The organism is Pseudomonas rhizoryzae, assembly GCF_005250615.1.
Taxonomy (GTDB): Bacteria; Pseudomonadota; Gammaproteobacteria; order Pseudomonadales; family Pseudomonadaceae; genus Chryseomonas; species Chryseomonas rhizoryzae.
Map to the genome: position 1 here is coordinate 208,265 of NZ_SULM01000009.1, position 22,648 is coordinate 230,912.

General features: G+C 64.5%; 17 protein-coding genes. 5 read left to right on the forward strand and 12 right to left on the reverse strand.

The window, feature by feature from the left end; genetic code table 11:
* Window positions 1-50 precede the first annotated feature (50 nt).
* Window positions 51-521, reverse strand: a complete 471-nt coding sequence (gene ybaK, locus FAZ11_RS16660) for a Cys-tRNA(Pro) deacylase (RefSeq protein ID WP_058774110.1) — start codon at window positions 519-521, stop codon at window positions 51-53.
* Window positions 518-1,582: a diguanylate cyclase gene (locus tag FAZ11_RS16665; RefSeq protein WP_058760572.1), complete on the reverse strand. Its 1,065-nt coding sequence runs from the start codon at window positions 1,580-1,582 to the stop codon at window positions 518-520. The genes ybaK and FAZ11_RS16665 overlap by 4 nt, the downstream gene beginning before the upstream one ends.
* 223 nt (window positions 1,583-1,805) lie before the next feature.
* Between FAZ11_RS16665 and FAZ11_RS16670 the strand changes: the two genes are divergently transcribed.
* A complete protein-coding gene (locus FAZ11_RS16670) occupies window positions 1,806-2,243 on the forward strand; it encodes an HPF/RaiA family ribosome-associated protein (RefSeq protein WP_058774111.1) in 438 nt (145 codons plus the stop codon).
* A gap of 82 nt (window positions 2,244-2,325) precedes the next feature.
* Window positions 2,326-3,384, forward strand: coding sequence for an oxidoreductase (locus tag FAZ11_RS16675; RefSeq protein ID WP_058774112.1), 1,059 nt, complete (start codon window positions 2,326-2,328; stop codon window positions 3,382-3,384).
* Here FAZ11_RS16675 and FAZ11_RS16680 read toward each other — a convergent pair.
* Together FAZ11_RS16680 and rlmKL are read right to left on the reverse strand one after the other, a co-directional pair.
* Complete coding sequence (locus tag FAZ11_RS16680) at window positions 3,378-4,412, reverse strand: acyltransferase family protein (RefSeq protein WP_058760575.1); 1,035 nt, start codon at window positions 4,410-4,412, stop codon at window positions 3,378-3,380. The two genes, FAZ11_RS16675 and FAZ11_RS16680, sit on opposite strands and share 7 nt — an antisense overlap.
* 165 nt (window positions 4,413-4,577) lie before the next feature.
* Window positions 4,578-6,749 (reverse strand): bifunctional 23S rRNA (guanine(2069)-N(7))-methyltransferase RlmK/23S rRNA (guanine(2445)-N(2))-methyltransferase RlmL, encoded by a 2,172-nt coding sequence (rlmKL, locus tag FAZ11_RS16685; protein WP_058760576.1) that lies wholly within the window; start codon window positions 6,747-6,749, stop codon window positions 4,578-4,580.
* A 317-nt stretch (window positions 6,750-7,066) separates the two neighbouring features.
* Between rlmKL and rmf the strand changes: the two genes are divergently transcribed.
* A complete protein-coding gene (gene rmf, locus FAZ11_RS16690) occupies window positions 7,067-7,282 on the forward strand; it encodes a ribosome modulation factor (protein ID WP_074529880.1) in 216 nt (71 codons plus the stop codon).
* 118 nt (window positions 7,283-7,400) lie between these two features.
* Here rmf and FAZ11_RS16695 read toward each other — a convergent pair whose 3' ends face one another.
* A complete protein-coding gene (locus FAZ11_RS16695) occupies window positions 7,401-8,420 on the reverse strand; it encodes a quinone-dependent dihydroorotate dehydrogenase (RefSeq protein WP_058774113.1) in 1,020 nt (339 codons plus the stop codon).
* A 184-nt stretch (window positions 8,421-8,604) separates the two neighbouring features.
* Here FAZ11_RS16695 and FAZ11_RS16700 point away from each other — a divergent pair, with 184 nt between their 5' ends.
* On the forward strand, window positions 8,605-9,480 hold the full coding sequence (locus FAZ11_RS16700; RefSeq protein ID WP_058766770.1) for a hypothetical protein: 876 nt from the start codon (window positions 8,605-8,607) through the stop codon (window positions 9,478-9,480).
* A gap of 6 nt (window positions 9,481-9,486) precedes the next feature.
* Here the strand turns inward: FAZ11_RS16700 and FAZ11_RS16705 are convergent, their stop codons facing one another.
* The 4 genes from FAZ11_RS16705 to FAZ11_RS16720 all read right to left on the reverse strand — a co-directional run bounded on the left by FAZ11_RS16705 (window position 9,487) and on the right by FAZ11_RS16720 (window position 15,329).
* Window positions 9,487-10,068 carry a biliverdin-producing heme oxygenase gene (locus FAZ11_RS16705; RefSeq protein WP_193557163.1) on the reverse strand — a complete coding sequence of 194 codons (582 nt, stop codon included), beginning with the start codon at window positions 10,066-10,068 and terminating at the stop codon, window positions 9,487-9,489.
* A 27-nt stretch (window positions 10,069-10,095) separates the two neighbouring features.
* Window positions 10,096-12,507, reverse strand: coding sequence for a response regulator (locus FAZ11_RS16710; protein ID WP_058766771.1), 2,412 nt, complete (start codon window positions 12,505-12,507; stop codon window positions 10,096-10,098).
* A gap of 102 nt (window positions 12,508-12,609) precedes the next feature.
* On the reverse strand, window positions 12,610-13,071 hold the full coding sequence (locus FAZ11_RS16715; protein WP_058760579.1) for a response regulator: 462 nt from the start codon (window positions 13,069-13,071) through the stop codon (window positions 12,610-12,612).
* A gap of 8 nt (window positions 13,072-13,079) precedes the next feature.
* Window positions 13,080-15,329 (reverse strand): ATP-binding protein, encoded by a 2,250-nt coding sequence (locus FAZ11_RS16720; RefSeq protein WP_058774114.1) that lies wholly within the window; start codon window positions 15,327-15,329, stop codon window positions 13,080-13,082.
* 212 nt (window positions 15,330-15,541) lie between these two features.
* On the opposite strand from FAZ11_RS16720, the gene FAZ11_RS16725 reads away from it, so the two are divergent.
* Complete coding sequence (locus FAZ11_RS16725) at window positions 15,542-16,546, forward strand: alpha/beta fold hydrolase (protein WP_058774115.1); 1,005 nt, start codon at window positions 15,542-15,544, stop codon at window positions 16,544-16,546.
* Between the two features lie 296 nt (window positions 16,547-16,842).
* On the opposite strand, the gene FAZ11_RS16730 is transcribed toward FAZ11_RS16725, so the two are convergent.
* The 3 genes from FAZ11_RS16730 to FAZ11_RS16740 form a co-directional block, all read right to left on the reverse strand.
* Complete coding sequence (locus FAZ11_RS16730; protein ID WP_058773426.1) at window positions 16,843-21,690, reverse strand: NAD-glutamate dehydrogenase; 4,848 nt, start codon at window positions 21,688-21,690, stop codon at window positions 16,843-16,845.
* A 192-nt stretch (window positions 21,691-21,882) separates the two neighbouring features.
* On the reverse strand, window positions 21,883-22,092 hold the full coding sequence (locus tag FAZ11_RS16735; protein ID WP_058766774.1) for a SlyX family protein: 210 nt from the start codon (window positions 22,090-22,092) through the stop codon (window positions 21,883-21,885).
* A complete protein-coding gene (locus tag FAZ11_RS16740) occupies window positions 22,089-22,505 on the reverse strand; it encodes an HIT domain-containing protein (RefSeq protein WP_081049755.1) in 417 nt (138 codons plus the stop codon). The genes FAZ11_RS16735 and FAZ11_RS16740 overlap by 4 nt, the downstream gene beginning before the upstream one ends.
* Window positions 22,506-22,648 lie beyond the last annotated feature (143 nt).

A 22,648-nucleotide genomic window follows, 5' to 3' on the forward strand; every position in this document is an offset into this window, starting at 1 on the left:
TACGAAAGGCGCTTCCAGGCGTAGGTTGGGTTGAGCGCCAACCTACGCGCTCAGGCCTTGCCGATCGGCACGAAGGGCGCTTCCAGCAAGCGGGCAAGGTCAGCCGGTGCCAGGGCCACTTCCAGCCCCCGGCGCCCGGCACTGACATGGATCGTCGGCAGCTCCGCGGCGGAGTCGTCGATAAAGGTCCGCAGCCGCTTCTTCTGGCCGAGGGGGCTGATGCCACCCACCAGGTAACCGGTACTGCGCTGGGCATGATCAGGCTTGGCCATCTCCAGTTTCTTCACCCCGGCGGCCTGGGCCAGGGCTTTGAGATCCAGGGTGCCAGCGACCGGCACGATGGCTACCAGCAATTCCTGCTTTTCGCTCGCCACCAGCAGCGTCTTGAAGACCGTCTCCGGCGCCAGACCGAGCTTTTCCGCCGCCTCCAGGCCGTAGGAGGCCGCCTTGGGATCATGGTGGTAGCTCAGCACCTCATGGGGCACCTTGCTCTTCTTGAGTAAATCTATCGCGGGGGTCATGCCAGCACTCCTTGGGGATCGGCCACCTCCGCCCGCCCGCGTCCCTGCGCCTTGGCCCGGTACAGGGCGAAGTCGGCTGCCTGCAGCCAGTGGGCGACGTCATCGTAGGTGCTGTCGAACCCGGCAATGCCACAGCTGAGCCCTACGCGGACATTGTGGCGATCGCCAGGTCCACCCGACTGCAGGCCGTGCAGACGCTCCTGCAGGCGACGCACCAGCTCGAGCGCCTGTGCGGGGGAGGTATCGGGCAACAGGATACCGAACTCATCCCCCCCGAAACGCCCCGCGAGATCACTGGTGCGGATGGTACGCGCCAGCAGTGCGGAGAACTGGCGCAGCATCTCGTCGCCGGCCTGATGCCCGAAACGGTCGTTGACCTGCTTGAAGTTGTCCAGGTCGATCATCACCAGGCTGGCGCTGGCGCCACTGCGCTTGCAGCGGGCGAATTCGCGCTGCAACAACAGATCCCAGTGCGTGCGATTGTGCAGCCCGGTCATGCCATCCTGCTTGTTGAGCAGTTCCAGCTCCTTCTTGCGCCGGGAAAGCTGCTGCGCCAGGCGATAGCTGACTAGGCCAAGGGCCGCGGGATAGAGGACGATCATCGGTAGGCAGGCATAGACCTGCCAGCCAGAGGTCTGGGGCGCGAAGCCGTGGCGCAGCAGCACCACGCCGATCAGGATCCCGGCGGCCTGGGCCAGAATCCCACGGCGCCAGAGCCGCAAGCCACCGGCCCCCAGCGTGTTCATGCTGGTCATCGCCAGCAACACCACGCTCGGCAACACATTGAAGGCCATGCTGGCGGTCCAGAAGCCGGCGGACACGCAGTCCAGCAACAGATTGCGCAGCTCCGCCCGATAGGCATTCTTGGCGCGTACCGCCCACCAGTAGGCCACCGGCGACCATAGCAGGGCGTTTGCCAGCAACAACAGCCACAGCACGCTGGACACCTGCTGGTTGATCTGGACCGAGAGGATGCAACCGAAACTCAGGAGCAGACCAAAGGCGCGGGGCAGCCAGAGCCGTCGGGCGAAACTGCGGCCACGCACCTGCATATCTGGCATTGACGATCCCCACTGCGATGGACGATTAAGGTCGCGCATTATCAGTGGATAGGGGCAAAACGCCAGCGATCCGCGACCTGCACGCCGTTATTCGATAAAGAACGACGCCATTAGACACTGCCATATAGAAACATCGGGTGACACGCCTGGCAGACGAACAGCCTTGAACCTCAGCGTAATCGGCCTCATCCAATTAACAGGCCCGTCAAAAAGAGGAAGCCGCATGCAAGTTCAAGTCAACAGTGATCACAACATCGAAAGCAGCGCCGGTTTGCAGAATTGGGTGGCATCCGTGGTGGAGGACCGCCTGGACCGCTTCGACGAACTCCTGACCCGGGTCGAAGTACACTTGAACGACGAGAACGCCGGCAAGTCGGGCGCCCAGGACAAGCGCTGCCAGATGGAAGCGCGCATCAAGGGCCATCAACCCCTATCGGTGACCCACAAGGCCGAATCCCTCGACTTGGCGGTGGACGGCGCGGCCGACAAGCTGCTGCGGGCCATCAGCAACCTGTCCGGCAAGCTGGAGAAAAAGCGTCTGTCCGGTGGTGAACTCAACGACCCCATCGCCCTGGAAGACTCCGAGGAGTTCAAGGATTCCTTGCGCCAGGATGAATTCCTCGAACGGGAACAACTGGCGCACGACCATCAGTTGAAGTGATGCTGGACTAAGTTTAGGTTTTGCCCCGAGGCCGCTCATGGAGCGGCCTCGGTGTTTTCACTGCCGGCAAAAGGATGCCTCCATGCCCTCGCCTCTTCGTGTCGCCCTGATCGGCTATGGCTTCGTCGGCCAGACCTTCCATGGACCGCTGCTGCGTTCGATTCCCGGACTCGCCCTGGAACTGGTCGCCTCGCGTGATGCCGCGCGCGTCCACGCCGACCTGCCGGCTGTACGCGTCACCCCGGATTACCTGGCGGCCGTCCGTGATCCGGCCATCGACCTGGTGGTCATCGCCTCGCCCAACCAGACCCACGCGCCGCTCGCCAGTGCCGCCCTGGCCGCCGGCAAGCACGTCGTGGTCGACAAGCCTTTCACCGTCACCCTCGCCGAAGCCCGCCAATTGGCGCAGGAAGCCAAGCGTGCCGGTCGGCTCTTGTCGGTGTTCCAGAATCGCCGCTGGGACAGCGACTTCCTCGCTCTGCAAGAGGTCATGGCCAGCGGCGCCTTGGGCGAATTGACCAGCCTGGAATCGCGTATCGAACGCTTTCGGCCCCAGGTACGGGATCGCTGGCGCGAGGCGGACCTGCCCGGCAGCGGCCTCTGGTTCGATCTCGGCCCCCATCTGCTGGATCAGGCGCTCTGTCTGTTCGGCCTGCCACAGCGGCTTCAGGCCAGCCTGGTCCGCCAGCGCCCGGGGGCCCGCACCGATGATTGGTTCCAGGTACAACTGGACTACGGCGCCCGCCAGGTGACCTTGAAAGCCGGCATGCTGGCCGCGGGTGGCGTACCGCGCTTCCTGGCCCAAGGTACGGCGGGTAGCTGGATCAAGCAGGGCGCGGATCGCCAGGAGGATGCGCTCAAAGCCGGCGTCATTCCGGGCGGCCCCGACTGGGGTGCGGATCCGGAGCCCGGCTGGCTCATCACCGGCGACGGCGAGCGCCAGGCCCTGCCCACCCCGGCGGGCGATCATCGGCACTACTACCTGGCCCTGGTCGAGGCCCTCGCTGGTCGTGCCGCCAATCCAGTCTCGCCTGACCAGGCCTGCGCGCTCATGGCGCTGCTGGAAGCGGCGCAACGCGCCTCGCGCGAAGGCTGCGCCATCGTTCCCGAGCTGACCGCCGCCGAGCGTAACGCCTACTGACCGGCCGCCCAGGGCGCACGCCGGTCGGCCAGGTGTTCGCCGAGCTGGCGTAGCGTGCGCGACAGGCGTCGCTCGATCCATTCGTAGCTGGCCCAGGCCAGCAGCAGGATGACCGGCAGGCAGACCGCCAGGGTCTGGTACGGCGTAAAGCCCCATTGCTGGTGCAGCCAGTAATCGCCGAGCCACAGCACGATGACGTGCACCAGGTAGACCGAGTAGGACCAGTCCCCCAAGGCCTTGCACAGGCGGGAGCCGGCGAACCAGGGTTCGAGAATCACGCAGGCGCCGACCAGTACCGCGCTGGGTACGCCCCAGGTCAGCAGGCGATAAGGATGATCCGCTGGGAAGGCCAGCAGGCAGGCCACGGCCGCCAAGGCAGCCAGCAGCGCCAGGGGCTTGGCTCCGTGCAGCGCACCCCGCCGATACAGCGCCGCCAGACCGACCCCGAGCAGGAACTCGAAGATGATCGGATTGCGATAGAAGCTGCTGACGAAGGACTCGCGCGCCAACACCAGGCTGACCAGGATCACCAGCAGGCTGACCACCCCGATCCGCCAACGCTCGGCCACGCCGAAGGACAGGGCGAAGAGCAGGTAGAACAGCATCTCGAAATTCAGCGTCCAGCCCACCGGCAGGATCGGGTAGTGACCGAAGCCCGCTGGATTCTCGCTGGGGATGAAGAACAGCGAAAGCAGCAGCTCGCGGGTGGCCAGTCCATAGACGGGCATGACGTCGCTGGCCAGATAGAGGATCAGCGCCGTCACCGCGGTGTACAGCCAATAGGCCGGTACGATGCGGGCGATGCGTTGCCAGAGGAAGGTACTGCGCCTGAGCGGCCGGCCCGCGGTGGACAGGTGGATCACGAAGCCGCTGAGCACGAAGAAGATGTCGACCCCGACCTGCCCCCGCGTGGAGAGCAGATGCCCGCCGAGGCTATCGGCGTGGAAATCGAAGAACACCTGCATGAAGTGATGAAAGACCACCAGCCAGGCGGCCAGGGCCCTGAGTGCCTGCAATGAAACCAGCATTGAAAAACGCGTCCCTCCTCGCCCCGCCAGGTAACGGCCAAGCGCCGCGCCGCCATTGTGGACGGCGTGGGCAGGCCAGGAACCCACGGGGGACGACTGGATTGCGCCGAGTCACAGCCTGCGCAACCCGATGCCGGACTCGTTCAGCGCCAGTTCAGCCCAGCATCACTGCAGGCTGAAGCGCCAGGCGCGGTGGATCTTGGGATTGCGCGCGAAATCCGGGTCCAGGGTACTGGCGGTGATCTCTTCGACGCGGTAGCGCTGGGTCAGGCCTTCGTCGAGTTCGAACTTGCGGAAGTTGTTGGAGAAGTACAGCACGCCGTTGCGGCTCAAATGAGCCATGGCCGAATCGATGAGACCGACGTGGTCACGCTGGACATCGAATACCCCTTCCAGGCGCTTGGAGTTGGAGAAGGTCGGCGGGTCGACGAAGATCAGATCGTATTCGCCACGATCATTCTCCAGCCAGTGCAGCACGTCGCCCTGCTCCAGGCGATGCCGCTCGGAGAAACCGTTGAGCGCCAGGTTGCGCCGCGCCCAGTCCAGGTAGGTCCGCGAGAGATCGACGCTGGTGGTGCTGCGCGCCCCACCCACCGCAGCCTGTACCGTGGCCGCGCCGGTGTAGCAGAACAGGTTGAGGAATCTCTTGCCCTGGGCTTCCTGGCGCAGCCGCAGGCGTAGCGGCCGGTGATCGAGGAACAGACCGGTGTCCAGGTAGTCGGTGAGGTTGACCAGCAGCTTGGCGCCCGCCTCGTCCACCTGCAGGAATTCACCCTGGGCGGCCTGGCGTTCGTATTGCTTGGTGCCGCTCTGCCGCTCGCGCCGCTTGACCACCACCAGGGACGGATCCACGCCGAGCGCCTGGGGAATGGCCGCCAGGGCGTCCAGCAAGCGAGCCTGGGCCTTGTCCGGATCGATGGAACGCGGCGCCGCGTACTCCTGCACGTGTACCCGGTCGCCGTAGAGATCCACGGCCACGGCATATTCGGGCATGTCGGCGTCATAGAGGCGATAGCACTGCACGCCCTGGGCGCGTGCCCATTTGCCCAGTTGCTTGAGATTCTTCTGCAGGCGATTGGCGAACATCTGTCCGCCTTCGCTGAGCTTGGCCGGTTCCGTGGCCTGGGGAGTAGCCGGGCGCTCACCGCTGCGACTACCGGTGACGAATTGGCGGGGCTCGACCTCGAACATCAGCAGCTTGCAGGGCAAGGCGCCGTTCCAGAAGGCATATTGCTTGTGGCTGCGGATGCCCATGCGCTTGCCCAGCTCGGGGGCACCGGTGAACACCCCCGCGCGCCAGCCCAGGCAGGCCTGGCGCAGGCGCTCACCGAGATTCTGGTAGAGATAGAGCAGGCTGGCTTCATCACCCAGGCGCTCGCCATAGGGCGGGTTGCAGATCACCAGGCCGGTCTGGCCCTTGTCCGGGCGCGGCTCGAAGCTGGCCACCTCGCCCTGATAGACCTTGATCCACTCGGACAGCCCCGCCCGCTCGATGTTGTTGCGCGCCGGCTGGATCAGCCGCGGATCGGCCTCGTAGCCGCGGATCCAGGCCGGAGTCTTGGCCAGACCTGCCGCGGCGCGGTCTTCGGCCTCCTGGTGCAGCTGCTGCCAGAGCGCGGGCACATGACCCAGCCAGCCGGAGAAGCCCCAGCGCTCTCGGCGCAGATTAGGCGCGATGTCCGCCGCCATCAGGCCCGCCTCGACCAGGAAGGTACCCACCCCGCACATGGGGTCGGCAAGGGCGCCACCCGCAGCAGCTAGGGCTGGCCAGCCGGCGCGGATCAGCACCGCGGCGGCGAGGTTTTCCTTGAGCGGCGCGGCGCCCTGCTGCAGGCGATAGCCGCGCTGGTGCAGGCTCTGGCCGGAGAGATCCAGCGACAGGATGGCCTGGCCGCGCTCCAGGTGCAGGTGCACGCGCAGGTCAGGGGCGACCTTGTCCACCGTCGGCCGCTGGCCGGTACGCTCGCGCAGGCGGTCGACGATGGCATCCTTGACCTTTAGCGCGCCGAAATGGGTGTTATCGATGCCCGCGCCCTGGCCGCTGAAGCCCACCGCCAGCGTGCCGTTAGGCGCCAGGTGCTCTTCCCACTCCACGCCGTGTACGCCCAGATAGAGTGCCTGGGGGTCTTCCACCGGGAAGCGCGCCAGTACCAGCAGTACCCGGTTGGCCAGTCGCGACCAGAGGCACAGGCGATAGGCATCCGCCAGACTCGCCTCGCCGCGCACCGCCGCGGTCTGGCTGCGCGCCTCCTGCAAGCCGAGGCCCTGGGCCTCCTCCAGCAGCAGGGTCTCGAGGCCCTTGGGACAGGTGAGGATGAGTTGTTGCATCGCGGACATCGTTGAATCCATAGGTTGCACGAAGGAACTTTCCTGCCTTTGGTCGGATCACCCGGCAGAATATCCGCTTCGGAGAAAGTTTGACTGCGTCTCAACAAGCCGCAGTGGCGGTATCTCGGCGGCGATATATCGCCTTTTCATTTCGATTAGGTTACGGCTTATAGCTAAATGGTCGTTCCCAGTCAGCGCCCCATTGGTTAGTAATTGACCACCCGCACCGCGAAGGTGAGGGGCGGATGTCAGAACGCCGGCTCTGGCATCCAGGCCTGCAACGGGCCATGGACAATCTGCAAGTCAACCTACGAGGGCACTACCCTATGAGAAGACTCAAGCGTGATCCAATGGAACGAGCTTTCCAACGTGGTTATCAGCACGGCATTGTTGGCAAATCCCGGGATCTTTGTCCCTTCACTCAGGACGCCGTCCGGCAGGCCTGGCTCAGTGGCTGGCGTGAGGGCCGTAGCGACCAATGGGACGGCTACGTGGGCACCGCCGGTCTTCAACGCATGAATCAACTGCAAGCCGCAGGCTAATTCGATTTCACTAGCGGAAGCCCGAGGCTTCCACCGTGTTCTGGCTATTCCAGTTAGATCCTGCTCCGGGATCTGGGATCATCATCCCTTGGGGGCTCGCGAAGAGCCCCCTGCCCCTTCAGGGCCGCGCTGCGGCTATGGCGTCCACCGCCTCGCGTATCAACGCCGGCCCGCGGTAGATGAAGCCACTGTAGAGCTGTACCAGGCTGGCACCCGCGGCGATCTTCTCGGCGGCATCCTCGCCCGACAGGATTCCGCCGGCGGCGATGATCGGCAAGCGCCCACCCAACTCGCCCGCCAACACCCGGACCACATGGGTACTCTTCTCCCGCACCGGCGCACCGGACAACCCACCCGCCTCGGCCGCATAGGGCAGGTTTTCCACGCCCTCACGACCCAAGGTGGTATTGGTGGCGATGATGGCGTCCATCCCGGCGTCGCGGATCGCCTGGGCGGTCAGCACGATTTCTTCATCGGTCATGTCGGGTGCGATCTTGATCGCGATGGGCACCCGCCGGCCGTGGCGCACCGCCAGGTCTTCCTGGCGCTGACGCAGCGACTCCAACAGGCTCTTGAGCGCATCGCCGAATTGCAGGCTGCGCAGCCCCGGGGTATTGGGCGAACTCACGTTCACCGTGATGTAGCTGGCATGGGCATAGACCCGGTCCAGGCCGATCAGGTAGTCGTCCACCGCTCTTTCGACCGGGGTATCGGCGTTCTTGCCGATGTTGATGCCCAGCACGCCCTTGAAACGCGCCGCCCGTACCCGCTCGATCAGCGCATCCACACCCGCATTGTTGAAACCCATGCGGTTGATGATGGCTTCGGCCTGCTCCAGGCGGAACAGCCGTGGCTTGGGATTGCCCGGCTGGGGCCGGGGCGTCACGGTACCTATCTCGACGAAGCCGAAGCCCAGGCCGGCGAAGCCGTCGATGGCGGTGCCGTTCTTGTCGAGGCCGGCCGCCAGCCCCACCGGATTGGGAAACTCCAACCCCATCACCTGAACAGGCAGCCGTCCCGGCTGCCGTCCGAGCCCGGTCAGGCCCAGACGCCCAGCGGCACTGATCAGATCCAGAGCGAGTTCGTGAGAACCCTCCGGAGACAACTTGAAAAGCAAAGGACGGAGCGCGTCGTACATGGCGGACTCACAGCGACATCGGAAAGCGCGCATTATACAGGCTTGCCACGCGCCATATGTCGCTCCTCCCGAGGTCGAACGGTTGGTCGTGCAAGAGATCATACCTTTTGGGAATCATTTGACGATAATAGGGTCACTGGCACGTTAAGATCGGTCCGTAGTTCCTATCCGCCCGGGAGACCCCATGAGCAACAATGCCAACCTCCTGGGCGGCCCCTGGTCTTCACTGGCCCTGCACCTGCATCCTTCATTGGCCAGCCGCCGCATCCAGCGCTATCTCGAACGCCTGGCCAGCGCCTTCACACCCCTGCCTACGCCCAGAGACAGCCTCTGGTGGGATGACGGCCATCCGCTATATCTGCTGCATGGCCTGCCCCGCGCCGCCCTGTCCGGTCCGGTGCAGGAGATCAAGGACACTGCCCACGCCCTGCTGAGCCAGTTGGTGGTAGCCGATACCCTGACGTTGCACACCTTCGATCTGCGCGCGCTGGACGGCCTTTGCCAGCGTCTGCCCGAGGTGACCCTGGAGGCGGCGGTACATTTGGAGGACCTGGCCGCCTTGCCCGCCGCCCGGGAGCAGGCGCGGATCATCGGCTATCGTGATTTTCAGGCGGCACTCTACCGGGCGCTGCCGCGACTGTCGGCCGAGCAGCCGCTGAAGCTGCGTCAGGCGAGCTGGCGGGGCACCCGCTTCTTCCTCGAGAACGAAGCGCCCACGACGCTCGCCCTGGCCAGCATCGTGGCCTATGCACGCATCCGCGGCATCGCCGTCGAGGTGCCGGCACAGGTCCAATGTCTACGCCTGGACCCCCAGGCCATCGATCGCCTACAGGCTGCCTTCGCCCTGTACGCCTTGCCCAATGCGGTCTGGAATCACCCGGACTTCATCCAGGTGCTGCTGAGCCTCAAGCTCGACTATGCGCGCCTGCCGTTGCCGGCGCCGGGCCAGGATCTGGAGTGGCTGCTGCTACCGAACACGGTGGCGAGCGCCCGCGTCCTCGGTGACATTCTCGGCCGCCTGGGCGCGGCCGAGGTCATTGGCTACCTCGAGAAGCTGTAGCCTGGCTCAGGACGTGGCGACCGCGTCCGCTGCAACCGGCGAATGCTGCAGTCCCGCCGCCAGAAAGACCTCGAAGGCCAGCCGCTGGCCGGCCAACATCCCCGGATGCAGCACCGGATCGCTGCCAGCCTGATCCAGTCGCTCCAGAAACTGTGGCCAGGCCGCCTTGGGCGGAACATGGCCGAGGTAGCCACGCGCCTCGCGCACCGCTTCGTCGGCACTCTCTCCGGCATGGCGATCCAGCAGGCGCGATCCCAGCCGAGACCCCTCCAGGACGTAGGCGACGCCCCAGCACTCGCCCTCGTCGAGGGTTCGGGCGAAGGCCACGGGTGCCGGTTGGATGGCATCCAGGCGCTGCAGATCGTCGCCCAGCACCGCCGTCCGCCGGCGCTCCGCCCAGTCGGGCAGCAGGCGCTGGATACCGGAACGCTCCAGCAGCGCCTCCAGCCCCATCAAGGCCTGGGCATGCGCCTGCAGAAAGGCGACGTAGTGCGGCCTGGTCTGGAGCTCGTAGTGACCGAAGGTCGCATCGACCTGCTGGTGGAGGGCACCGCCTTCGGCACGCAACATTTCACGGATGGTGGACACGCAAATACCTCGACTCGAAACGCGTCTTCAAGCAGGCGAAGGCTGGGGCTTGTCGCCTCGCAGCGCGGCCTGCAGTCGAGCTGCCAGGTCCGCCTCACGAAAAGGCTTGGGAACGATGAATGACTGTTCGGGATCGAGTTCGCCCAGTTCGGCGTATCCCGTGATGAAGACGACGGGCAAGCGCGGCAAGCGCTTGCGCACCTGCCGGGCCAGCTCGGCGCCATTCATGCCCGGCATGGCGAAATCGGCCAGCAGCAGATCGATCTGCGGATCACGCTCCAGGGCGCTCAGGGCGGCAAAGCCGTTGCTGGCCTCCACCACCTGGTAGCCCAGGTCGGCCAGTAGCGCGGCAGTCACGCTGCGTACCGCGTGGTCATCATCGACCAGCAGGATGCGCCGCTCGGCGGCCTGTTCATCGCGCCCAGGAGCCGGCTGGCCTACGGGATCCACCGCCTCGTCCGCGGCCGTGCGCGGCAGATAGACCATGACCGTCGTGCCGCTACCCATCTGGGTTTCGATCCGCACACCGCCACCGGACTGCTTGGCAAAGCCGAATACCTGGGCCAACCCCAGGCCCGACCCCTTGCCGACTTCCTTGGTGGTGAAGAACGGCTCGAAGGCCTTGGCCAACACCTCTTCGCTCATGCCCGTGCCGGAGTCCTGCACGGCCAGCAGCACGTACTCGCCCGGCTCGGGCTCTTCAGGACGCTCCGGCGGCTCGCTGATGACTTGATTGGAGGTGCTCAACCGTAGCGTACCGCCCACGGCCATGGCATCCCGGGCATTGATCGCCAGGTTGAGGATGATGAGTTCGATCTGCGTGGGGTCGACCAACGCATGCCAGCAATCGGCGCGCAGGTGGGTCTCGATCCAGACACTGCCGCCCATGGTGCTGCGCAGCAATTCGAGCATGCCCTCGACCGTCTCGTTGAGCTTGACCGGCTTGGGCGCGAGGCGCTGACGCCGGGAGAACGCCAGCAGCTGGGCGGTGAGCTTGGCGCCCCGCTCCCCGGCTTCGCGAATGTTCTGCACACGGCCTTGCGTCTTTTCGCTGGCCTCCAGGCGGGACAAGTCGCGCTCGAGGAAGCTGGCGCTGCTGAGCACCACCGTGAGCAGATTGTTGAAATCGTGGGCCACGCCGGCGGTGAGCTGACCGACCGCTTCCAGGCGCTGCATCTGCTGCAGGGTGGCTTCCACCCGCTCCCGCTCATCAATCTGTTCGCGCAACTGACGGTTGGCCGCCGCCAGCTCCTCCATCGCCAGGACTTCGGAGGAGATGTCCCGACCGGAGCAATAGGTCATACCGGCATCCGGCACCGCCGTCCAGGAGATCCAGCGATAGCTGCCATCGCGATGGCGAATGCGGTTGATGAAGCGTTGGCTGGCCGCGCGCTTGACCAGCTGCTGGAGCTCGTTGTCCGTCATGACCCGCTCGTCGGGGTGTACCAGCTCGAGCAGCGAGGAATTGAGCAGGTCTCCGCGTGACCAGCCCAGGTTGTCCTCCCAGGCGGGATTGAGCGCCATCAGGATGCCGTCCGGCTTGCACACCAGCAGCAGGTCCCGGGTGAGGTCCCAGGTCCGATCTCGCTCGCGGGTACGCTCCTCGACACGCTCGCCGAGACTGACGTTGAGACGTTCGAGCTTTTCCGCGGCATCGCGTTGCTGGGTGATGTCGAGCATGACGCCGAGGAAGCGGGTGCAGACCCCGGCGTCGAAGAAGGGTTGACCGCGGGTTTCGACCCAGCGCTGGGTGCCGTTGTCGAGGCGAATGCGGTACTCGCTGCGGTAGTCGTCATCGCGCTCGTCGGAGCCGGCCTGGCGGACGGTATCGAGAAAACGCGCGAGACCCTCTGCGCCGCACAGTCGCTCGAACGTCTCCAGGTCGACCACCGCATCCGCGGGCAGGCCGAACATGGCTTTGCAACGCTCGTCCCAGAGCAGGGTCTGGCTGGCCGGGAGGTATTCCCACATGCCGAGTCGGGAGGCGTCCATGGCCAGCCGCGAGCGGACCTCGAGACTGTGCAGGGCTTCTTCCGCACGGCGCCGCTCGCGGCGCTCGTGCACCACCAGCAGTGCCCGCTCGACCGCCTTGGCCAGCAGCTCCATGCTCTGCTTGAGCACGTAGTCGTTGGCGCCCAGCCGCATCATCTCGACCGCATGCACCTCGCCGAAGATGCCCGAAACGAAGATGAACGGCGTTCCCGGTGCCAGGGCCCGGGCCACGCGCAGGGCCTCGGCGCCGGAAAATCCGGGCAGGATGATGTCCGAGAGGATGATGTCGTAGGTCTGTTGGCTCAGGGCCAGGGTAAGCCCGGTGCGCTCATAGACGATCTTGGACTGGAGCTCGAAGCCATGGCGCTCCAACTCGATCAGGATCAGCTCCGCATCGAGCTTGCTGTCTTCTACCAGCAGGATCTTGATCTTTTTGGAGAGAGGCATAAACGGGCGTCGGCCTTGAATCTGTTCGCTCAGCGGAGCCGGTTCGCGGGTGTCTGCCTGCCGCGGATCATTGGCTGGGGATACAGCGATCTTGCTCACCGGTCAGCGGCCAGTCCGCCGAGTGACGCGTCGTGATCCTGGCGGCGGCTCATTGAGCACCGCCCAGAATACGCCGAGATCGCTGATGGCGGCGACGAAATCACGAAATTCGACGGGCTTGACCACATAGGCATTCACCCCGAGTTCGTAGGCCTTCTCCAGATCGGGCTCCTCGCGTGAAGAGGTCAACATCACCACGGGGATGCTGCACAGCTCTTGGGTGTCGCGGACCAATTCGAGCACCTCCAGGCCATCGACCTTGGGCAGCTTGAGATCCAGCAGCATCACGGCGGGATTACCCGGCTCACGGTCGGCATAAGCCTCTCGACGCAGCAGGTAGTCGACCGCCTCGGCACCGTCACGCAGCACCACGACATCGTTGGCCAGCTGGCTACGTTCCAGAGCCACCAGGGTGAGTTCCAGATCGTGCGGATTGTCTTCGACCAGCACAATGGGTTTTAGCATGAACAAAACTACCTTTTGTGTACCGGCGACGGTCGTTGTTTAGGTAAGGCGAAATAGAAGGTGGCGCCCTCGCCCACGGCGCCTTCGGCCCAGACGCGACCGTCATGACGCTCGATGATGCGACGCACGCTGGCCAGGCCGATGCCGACGCCTTCGAATTCGTCGACATGGTGCAGACGCTGGAAGACCCCGAACAGCTTGCCCACGTAATCCATGTTGAAGCCGACGCCATTATCGCGCACGAAGACGATGTCCTCGGAATCGCTCGGCTGGGTGCCGATTTCGATCACCGCGGGATCTGCGTAACGGCTGTACTTGATGGCATTGGCCAGCAGGTTGCGTAAGGCGAGATGGACGAAGGCCGCATCGGCGATCACCACGGGCAAGTCGCCAACCCGCCACTCCACCTGGCGATCGGCATAGTCCGGCGCCATCTCTTCGCGGATGGCCTCCACCAGCGCCGTGAGGTTCACGTCGGAATAGCGGATCGCGGCGCGGCCCATCTGCGAGAAGCTCAGCAGATTATCGACCAGGCTACCGGCGAAGCGGGCGGAGGAACCGATGTTCTCGAGGAAGCGTCGCCCCCGCTCGGACAGCTTGCCACCCTCGATATCGCCCAGCAGCTCGGCATAACCGGCGATGTGCCGCAGTGGCGCCCGCAGATCGTGGGACACGCTGTAGGAGAAGGCCGCCAACTCCTTGTTGCTGCGCTGCAGTTCCTCGGCCAGCTCGGCCAGCTCTTCCGCCTTGCGCAGCACGATACCGCGGACCGCATTACGCAATTCGAGCGCACTCTCGACTTCCAATGCCGACCAGGGCAGCGAAAGGCCACGCACCGTCTCCTGCCAGAGCACGAAGCTCTGCCGCGGCGAGAGTCGACCGTCGTCGCTCTCCTGCTTGGTTGGGCGCCCCGCCCAGTTCACCACCTGGACGAGTTCGGCGCGGAACCAGATCAGGTAGTGGGAATGCAGCTCGGAGATGGGTACGGCGAGAATGCCAGCGGCATACTGGGCCAGCCTGGGTAGCTCGGCGATGTCCTTGGCGACGTTGTCGGTCGCGTAGTGATCCTTGACGTTGGTCGACAACCATTCGATCAACTCGTCTACCTGTTCACGCGGCGGCGTCTGACCGATCAACTCGGTGCCGTCCGAGGAAATGATGGCCGCACCCTGGGCCCGGGCGAAGTCCAGGTAGACCTGCGGCAGGTCGAGCAGGCCCTGGCAGACGCTGTCGCGATCCGCCATGCTCGACAGCAGTTGCACCATGGACTGGCGCAGGGCGAGACGTCGGTCGGACTCGGCATGGGTCTCGGCGGCGTCGAGTTGCAGGGATAGCACCCGGCCGAACAACTCGCAGGCGGTGCGCGTCTGGAAGGACACCCGCTGCGGCTGGCGATCATGGCAGAGCACCAGACCCCAGAGCCGGTCGCCGACCACGATGGACACGGACATCGAGGCCAGGGTCCCCATGTTCCTCATGTACTGCAGGTGTACCGGCGATACGCTACGCAGGTGGGCGAAGCTCAGGTCCAGTGGCTGGCCTGTCAGCGGATTGTCTTGCGGCTGCAACGGCGAGGGCTGGTAGTAGGCATTGCCGATCACCCGGATGCGGTTGGCCAGATACAGCCGCCGCGCCTGAGCGGGGATGTCCGATGCCGGAAACCTCAGGCCCAGGTAGCTCGGCACGCCCGGATCACGCTCCTCGGCCAGCACCTGACCGTGACCGTCTTCGTCGAAGCGATAGATCATGGCGTGATCGAAGCCGGAGATGCGCTTGGCCTCGTGGACCGCCAGCTTGGCAATGGCCTCGACCGTTTCCGCCTGATGCAGTTGTTCAATGAACACCCGCACCATGGGATACAGGGTATTGAGGCCCAGACTGCTGTCCACCGGCGCCTCGAATTCGACGATCAGCACCTTTTCGAAGCGATGCATGAACAGGGCGAAGACCTGGTCGCGCGGACCGAGGGTCACATCCCCCAGATAGGAAGGATTCTGCTCTTCCTGATCCAGCGCCGCGATCATGGCGGGCAAATCCATACGCGGCAGCAATTCGCCCAGGGTTCGACCGACCACCTCTTCCACCGCCACACCCAGGTACTCGCGCACGTTGGCGCTGGCCTGGACGATGCGCAGATCCGGCTCTTCCACGGCGAACAGGAAGCCATGCTCCTGAATACTGCCGGGAATATGGATCGGCTCATTGGCGCAATCGGCCAGTGCATCGGGCTGCGTCGTGGAATGGGACTCAAGCGCCAAACCGGAAACCTCACGTAATCGGAAAGAAGCGCATGAAGGAGGTGCGCATGAACGAAAAAGCGTCCTGCCAGCCTATCAGACCCGACACGGGAGGCGAAGCGATACGGCATGAATCCTCGCTTCGACATCGACTGCGACACAGCGGCCGGGACCGACCTGGAATCTTCGTCGTCGCTACCCGGTCGGAGCTGTTTTAGGATCGGATCTCGCCCATGTCCCTGCGTCTCGCTCTGCCGCTGGCCGCCCTGCTCGCAAGCCCACTCGCCGTGGCCGCCACTGCCTACGGTGAACGCCTGGAAGGTTTCGACTATGACTTCCCGGTGCGGCAATTCGCCTTCGAGTCCCAGCAGCAACCGCTTGAAATGGCCTATCTTGACGTAGCGCCCAGCGGCCGGGCGAACGGTCGCACAGTGGTCCTGCTGCACGGCAAGAACTTCTGCGCCGGCACCTGGGCGGACAGCATTCGCACGCTGAGCGCCGCCGGCTATCGCGTGGTCGCGCCCGATCAGATCGGCTTCTGCAAATCCACCAAGCCGGCACACTATCAATATAGCTTCCAGCAATTGGCGGCGAACACCCACGCCCTGCTCGACCATCTGGGTATCGCCAAGGTCACCCTGATCGGCCATTCGACGGGCGGTATGTTGGCGACCCGCTACGCCCTGCTCTATCCGGATACCACCGAACAACTGGTGCTGGTCAATCCCATCGGCCTGGAAGACTGGAAGGCGCTGGGCGTGCCCTATCGCAGCGTGGACCAGTGGTACGCACGGGAACTGAAAACCTCGGCGGCGGGCATTCGCGACTATGAACGCACCACCTACTACGCGGGCCAATGGTCACCGCGCTACGAGCGGTGGGTGGACATGCTGGCAGGCCTCAATGCAGGGCCGGGCAAGCAAAGGGTCGCCTGGAATTCGGCACTGCTCTACGACATGATCTACACCCAGCGGGTGGTGTACGAATTTGGCCAACTGCGCATGCCCACCCTGCTGCTGATCGGCCAGCGCGACACCACCGCCATTGGCAAGGACGCGGCGCCACCGGAGGTGAAGGCACGCCTGGGCCACTACCCGGAACTGGGCAGAGCCGCAGCCAAGCGCATTCCCCAGGCGACCCTGGTGGAATTCGACGACCTTGGCCACGCCCCGCAGATGCAGGCGCCGGAGCGTTTCCATCAGGCACTGTTGCAGGGCTTGCAAGCGCTGGCCAAGTAGCGCGCCCTCTCCTTTGCGCAAAGAAAAGGGCAGCGCACCTCAGGTACGCTGCCCTTTCATCACCTAGCTAGGTTCTGTACGAAAAATGCCTACGCTCGGTGATGCTTCGTTGAAAAAGGCCTGGGTCGCCAGCCCGGTCGGAATGCTCATTTACCACTCGTAAACTCGTTCGCGAGCCCGGTCCGCTTCCTCAGCCTTTTTCGCGGGGCCGCCTAGGCCTCGCCTGACCTTCGCTCGGCGACTTTTCGTACAGAACCTAAGGCGCTATCGACAGCCAGCGATAGCGCCGCCCTAGGTCAGGCGCTGCTGCTGGCCAGGTCCGCCAGTTCGCGACTGGCGACGCTGTACATCGCATAGTCCTGGCCGCTGGCGTTACGCAGGTCCACCAGTAGGCCACGCCAGCGCTCTACCGCCGCCCGGTGCTGTTCCAGCCACAGCGACAGCCGCGCTTCCGGATCGCTGGAGGCCTCGGCAAGATTGAGCATGCCAACGGTGATGGCGCGCTGCTGCACGTCCACCTCGTCGCGGAAGGCCTCTCGTGCCAGGGCCTGCCAGGCATTGGCCACCGGCAACTGGTTGAGCTGCTGCTGGTACCAGGTGAGATCCAGCACGTCGCCTGCCGCGAACCAGGTCGCCGCCACTTCCAGCGGGTCCTGGGACGTGACGTCCGCCGCCTGGATCACCGGTAGCAGGGTATAGATGTGGTTGGTCCCTGCCACCACCCGCGCCAGCAGCTCGGGTACGCCCGCCTCGGTATAGGCCCGGAAGCGCTCTTCCCAGTCCTGGCGCGGCTCACCCTGCAACAGTTCGTCCAGGCGCACCCCCAGCGCCGCGATGCGCGGCCCGAAGAAGGCCGCCGCGGCCCCGGCATCCAGGCCGCTGCGGTGACTGCGCAGGAACCAGCGGGTAGCCCGCCGCCCCAGGCGCATCAGTTCGCTCATGAGGCGCAGTTGCAACTCGGCCGGCACCTGGTGATCCAGGGCTTCCACCTGCCGCCACCAGTGCGGTAGGTGCAGGACATCGCGCATGACCACGTAGGCCCGGGCGACATCCGCGGCGCTCATGCCGGTGGATTCGCGCAGGCGCTGCACGAAGGTGATGCCCATGTGATTGATCAGATCGTTGGCGATCTGGTTGGCGACGATCTCACGCTTGAGACGATGCCGTGCCATCGCCTCGGGGAATTGCTCGGTGAGCCGCTTCGGGAAGGCCCCTTGCATATCGCGAGCGAGATAGTCGTCGTCCGGTACCGAGGAGGCGAGCAACTGCTCCTTGAGATCGATCTTGCTGTAGGAGATCAGCACCGACAGTTCGGCCCGGGTCAGGCCCTGTTCCTTGGCCGCCCGCTCGGCCAGCACCTCGTCGCTGGGCAGGAATTCGAGAGTGCGGTCCAGCTTGCCGCGGCCTTCGAGATCCACGATCAGCCGCTGGTACTCGGCCAGATGGGTGCGCGCCCGGTATTCGGCGAGGGACAGCGCGCCGGTCTGCATATAGTTGTTGGCGACCACCAGCTCGCCGACTTCGTCGGTCATCTCCACCATCAGGGTGTTGCGCTGCTTGACGGTCATGTCGCCCGCGGAGACCACGTCGCCCAGCAGGATCTTGATGTTGACTTCATGGTCGGAGCAGTCCACGCCGCCGGCGTTGTCGATGAAGTCGGTGTTGCAGGCACCGCCATGCAGACCGAATTCCACCCGCGCCAGCTGACTCATGCCCAGGTTGCCACCCTCGCCCACCACCTTGGCGCGCAGGTCGCAGCCATCCACCCGCAGGGCGTCGTTGGCCTTGTCGCCGATGTCGGCATGGCTTTCGAAGCTGGCCTTCACATAGGTGCCGATACCGCCATTCCAGATCAAGTCCACGGGCGCCTTGAGCAGCGCATGGATCAACTCGTTGGGGGTCAGGTGATCGGCCTGCAGATCGAAGCGCGCCTTCATCTCGGGGCTGATGGCGATGCGCTTGGCGCTACGCGGGAAGATGCCGCCGCCCTGGGAGATCAGACTGGCGTCATAATCGGTCCAGCTGGAGCGCGGCAGGTTGAACAGGCGCTCGCGTTCGACATAGCTGCGTTCGGCGTCCGGGTTGGGATCGATGAAAATGTGCAGGTGGTTGAAGGCCGCCACCAGCTGCAGGCTGCGCGAGCGCAGCAGGCCGTTGCCGAAGACGTCGCCGGCCATGTCGCCGATGCCCACCACCGTGACCGGATCGGTCTGCACATCGATACCGCGCTCGCGGAAGTGGCGCTGCACGCTGACCCAGGCGCCGCGAGAGGTGATGCCCATCTTCTTGTGGTCGTAACCCGCCGAGCCACCGGAGGCGAAGGCGTCGTCGAGCCAGAAGCCATAGTCACGCGCGATGCCGTTGGCGATGTCGGAGAAGGTCGCGGTGCCCTTGTCGGCCGCCACCACCAGATAGGGATCGTCGCTGTCGTAGCGCACCACCGCGGCGGGTGGTACCACCTCCCCCTCTTTCAGGTTATCAGTGATATCCAGCAGGCCGCTGATGAAGATGCGGTAGCAGGCGATGGCCTCGGCCTGGATGTCGTCGCGTGAGCCGCCCGTCGGCAGGCGGCGCGGTACGAAGCCCCCCTTGGCGCCTACCGGCACGATCACCGAGTTCTTCACCTGTTGCGCCTTGACCAGGCCCAGCACCTCGGTGCGGTAGTCTTCCTCGCGATCCGACCAGCGCAGGCCACCGCGGGCGACGTTGCCGAATCTCAGATGTACCCCTTCCACCCGCGGGCTGTAGACGAAGATCTCGTAGCGCGGCACCGGCCGCGGCAACTCGGGAATGGCCTTGGGATCGAGCTTGAAGCTGAAGTAGGCCTTGGCCTTGCCGGCGGCGTCGGGCTGGAAGACGTTGGTCCTCAGGGTCGCCTTGATCAGATCCAGGTAGCGCCGCAGGATGCGGTCCTCGTTGAGCACCGCGACGTCGTCGAGTGCACTGAGGATGGCCTGCTCCAGGCGCTGCTGCTTGTCGTCCAGGTCTTCGCTGGTCATGCGCCGTGCCAGGTAGAACTTCATGCGGAACAGCCGCACCAGTTCCCGGGCGATGTCGACGTGGGCGTTGAGGGTGGCGGCGATGTAGCCGATGTCGAAGCCGATGCGAATCTGCTTCAGATAACGGGCATAGGCACGCAGCACCGCCACGTCACGCCAGGGCAATCCGGCGGTGAGCACCAGGCGGTTGAAGCTATCGTTTTCCGCCTGGCCCTCCACCACCTGGACGAAGGCGTCCTGGAAGGTGTCGTTGAGCTGCTGCAGGTCCAGTTCCAGACCTGCCACGGTGGTGAAGGCGAAGTCGTGAATCCAGTAGCGGCGACCATTGCGATGGCGCAGCTCGTAGGGGAATTCGCCGAGCACGCGCAAGCCGAGATTTTCCAGGATCGGCAACACATCCGACAGCGCCAGGGGCGTATCGGCGTGGTAGAGCTTGCAATGCAGAATATTGTCGCCGGTCTGGGTCAGCGGCTGGTAAAAGCCCATGGCCAGGCTGCGCTCGTCGTTCAGCGCCAGCAGGTGGCGCATATCCACCACCGCCAGGTGCGGCGCGAAGCGTTCGCGATAACCGGCCGGGAAGCCCAGCGGGTAGTCGGCCAGGATGGAGGTGCCCTGGGCTTCGCCGAAGCTGTCCACCATCAGGCTGGCGAAATCGTCCTTCCAGCTGCGGCAGGCCTGCACCATCTCCTGCTCCAGGCGAGCCGGATCGGCGTCCTGGGGCTGTAGCGGATCGACGCGCAAGATGAACTGCACCCTGGCCAGCACCGATTCGGAAAAGAAGGTCCAGAACTCGCAGTCGGTGCCATGCAGGCGATCCATGAGGATCTGCTGCATGCGCTGGCGAACTTCGGTGGAATAGATGTCACGCGGCACGTAGGCCAGGCAATAGAAGAACTGGCCATAGGGATCGCGGCGCAGGAAGACGCGCACCTTGCTGCGCTCCTGGATCTGCACGATGGCCATGGCGGTACTGAACAGCTCGTCAACCGGGGTCTGGAACAGGTCGTCCCGGGGCAAGCCTTCGAGAACCTGGGCCAGCTCCTTGCCGAGGTGGGCGCTGCTGTCGAAGTCGGCGCGGCGGCGTACCTCGTCTACCTTGCGGCGGATGTAGGGAATCTCGCGCACGCTGTCGTTGTAGACACTGGAGGTATAGAGCCCCATGAAGCGATGCTCGCGTACCACCCGGCCACTGGCATCCACTTCACGCAGCGAAACGAAATCGGGATAGGCCGGCCGATGCACGCGACTGGGATCGGCGGCCTTGGCGAAGGACAGCAGCACCGGCTCACGTAGATAGCGCAGTGGCTCGCCGGAAAGGGGCACCGCGGCGGTCTCGGGACGGCCACGCAGACGACGCGACAAGCCTAGCAGCGATTCGGCTGCATAACGCTGCACCGCCGTCTCGCCCTCACCTTCAACGGTGAACTCTTCGTAGCCGAGAAAGGTGAATCGGTCGTTACGCAGCCAATCGAGGAAGGCCTTGACCTCGGCCAGCTCGCCCTCTTCGACGCCCACCGGACGCTCGTCCAGCCAGACCAGCAGGTCGGCGACCTTGGCCTTCATGGCGGCGAAGTCTCCCACCGCCAGCTCTACCTCGCCGAGGATCTCCCGCAGCGCCGCCTCCAGCGCGCGCAGCTCAGTGGCGGTCCCGCAGCGATCGATCTCGAGGAACATCAGCGCCTCGCGCGTGACCCCCTCGCCCTGTTGCCCCTTGGGCAGCAATTCGACCAGGCGACCCTGGGCGTCCCGCCGCACGCTGAGCACGCTGTTTTGTAGGGTGTGGACGCTGTAGCCCTGACGATTGAGCTCCATGCGCACCGAATCCACCAGGAACGGCGAATCCGCATGCAGTACTTCGACGACGGTGTGGCTCGATTGCCAACCATGCCGCTCGTAATCCGGATTGAAGACCTGGACCCGCGGCTCCTGGGACTCGAAGACCTCCAACAGCCGCCAAGCCGACAGCACACACCCGACCAGATCGGAAAGACGGCGCTGGGTCAGTTCCTCCAGCGGGACGATGCCGAAGAATTGGGCGGTGAAGCGCTCCAGTTGGTCGAGGGTAGCCCCTTCGACATGGGTCGCGAGGGCATTCTTGAGTTGTTGTTGGAAATCCGCTTGGCTGGCAGCGGTGAAAAACGCCATAACCGTACTCCGTCCTGAAGGTGCTGTGGGCTTCGCTCCGCAGAGGACAGGCCTCTCCCGGAGCGAGTTCCACAGGGGACGAGGCCGGACTGCACCAAAAAAGTGCAACAATGCAGTAGCGCTAGAGTAGCCGGCAAATACGCCCAGGCACGTACGTCAGGGCGACAACAAGATTCAGCTGCGGACCGGGTCTCAGTAGTGCGGTGGCGGTGCCTCGTCCGGCGCACCACCACCACCCGCGGTCTGCAATTCGGCCTGCCGCTCCGCCAGTATCCGGATCTGCGCAGCATAGCGATCCAAGGCTTTCTGCTGCTCGACGATGACATCATTGAGCGCCTGGATGGTGTCATCCTGGAAGGCCTGCCGTATCTCGAGCTCGGCGATACGTTCTTCGAGCGTCATGCCTGCCTCTCCCGTTCGAGCAAGGCCCGCCAACGACCCGCCGCCTCTTGCCCTTCTTCATCAGCATAGGGCTCACGGGGTGAATGCCCCCAAACAGGCCCTGGCCACGCCGGGTCTTCCTCGCAACGTAAGACCAGATGCACGTGCAATTGTCTGACGACGTTACCCAAGGCGCCGATATTCAACTTGTGACCCGGCTGTGTGTTACGCAACACCTGAGCCACAAGTGTCACTTCTTGCCACAGTTGTTGCTGATCATCCGGTGCCAGATCGAGGATCTCGGTAACACTCTCTCGGTGCGGCACCAGTACCAGCCAGTCATAACGGCGATCGTTCAGTAGCAAAACCCGGCAAAGCGTCAAGGACGCCACTTCCAGGGTGTCGCCAGCCAGTCGTGAATCGAGTTGGAACATCTCATCTCCTGCCAAAGCCAGTCAGCACTAAAAGTGTGCAAAGCCGCTAGCTAGTGAAACCTTTGGTGTCATAAAGGTGCAACACCCTCCGCCAAAACTCTTGCCTACAACCAAACGGATGCGAGTCCTAGAAGGCACAAGAT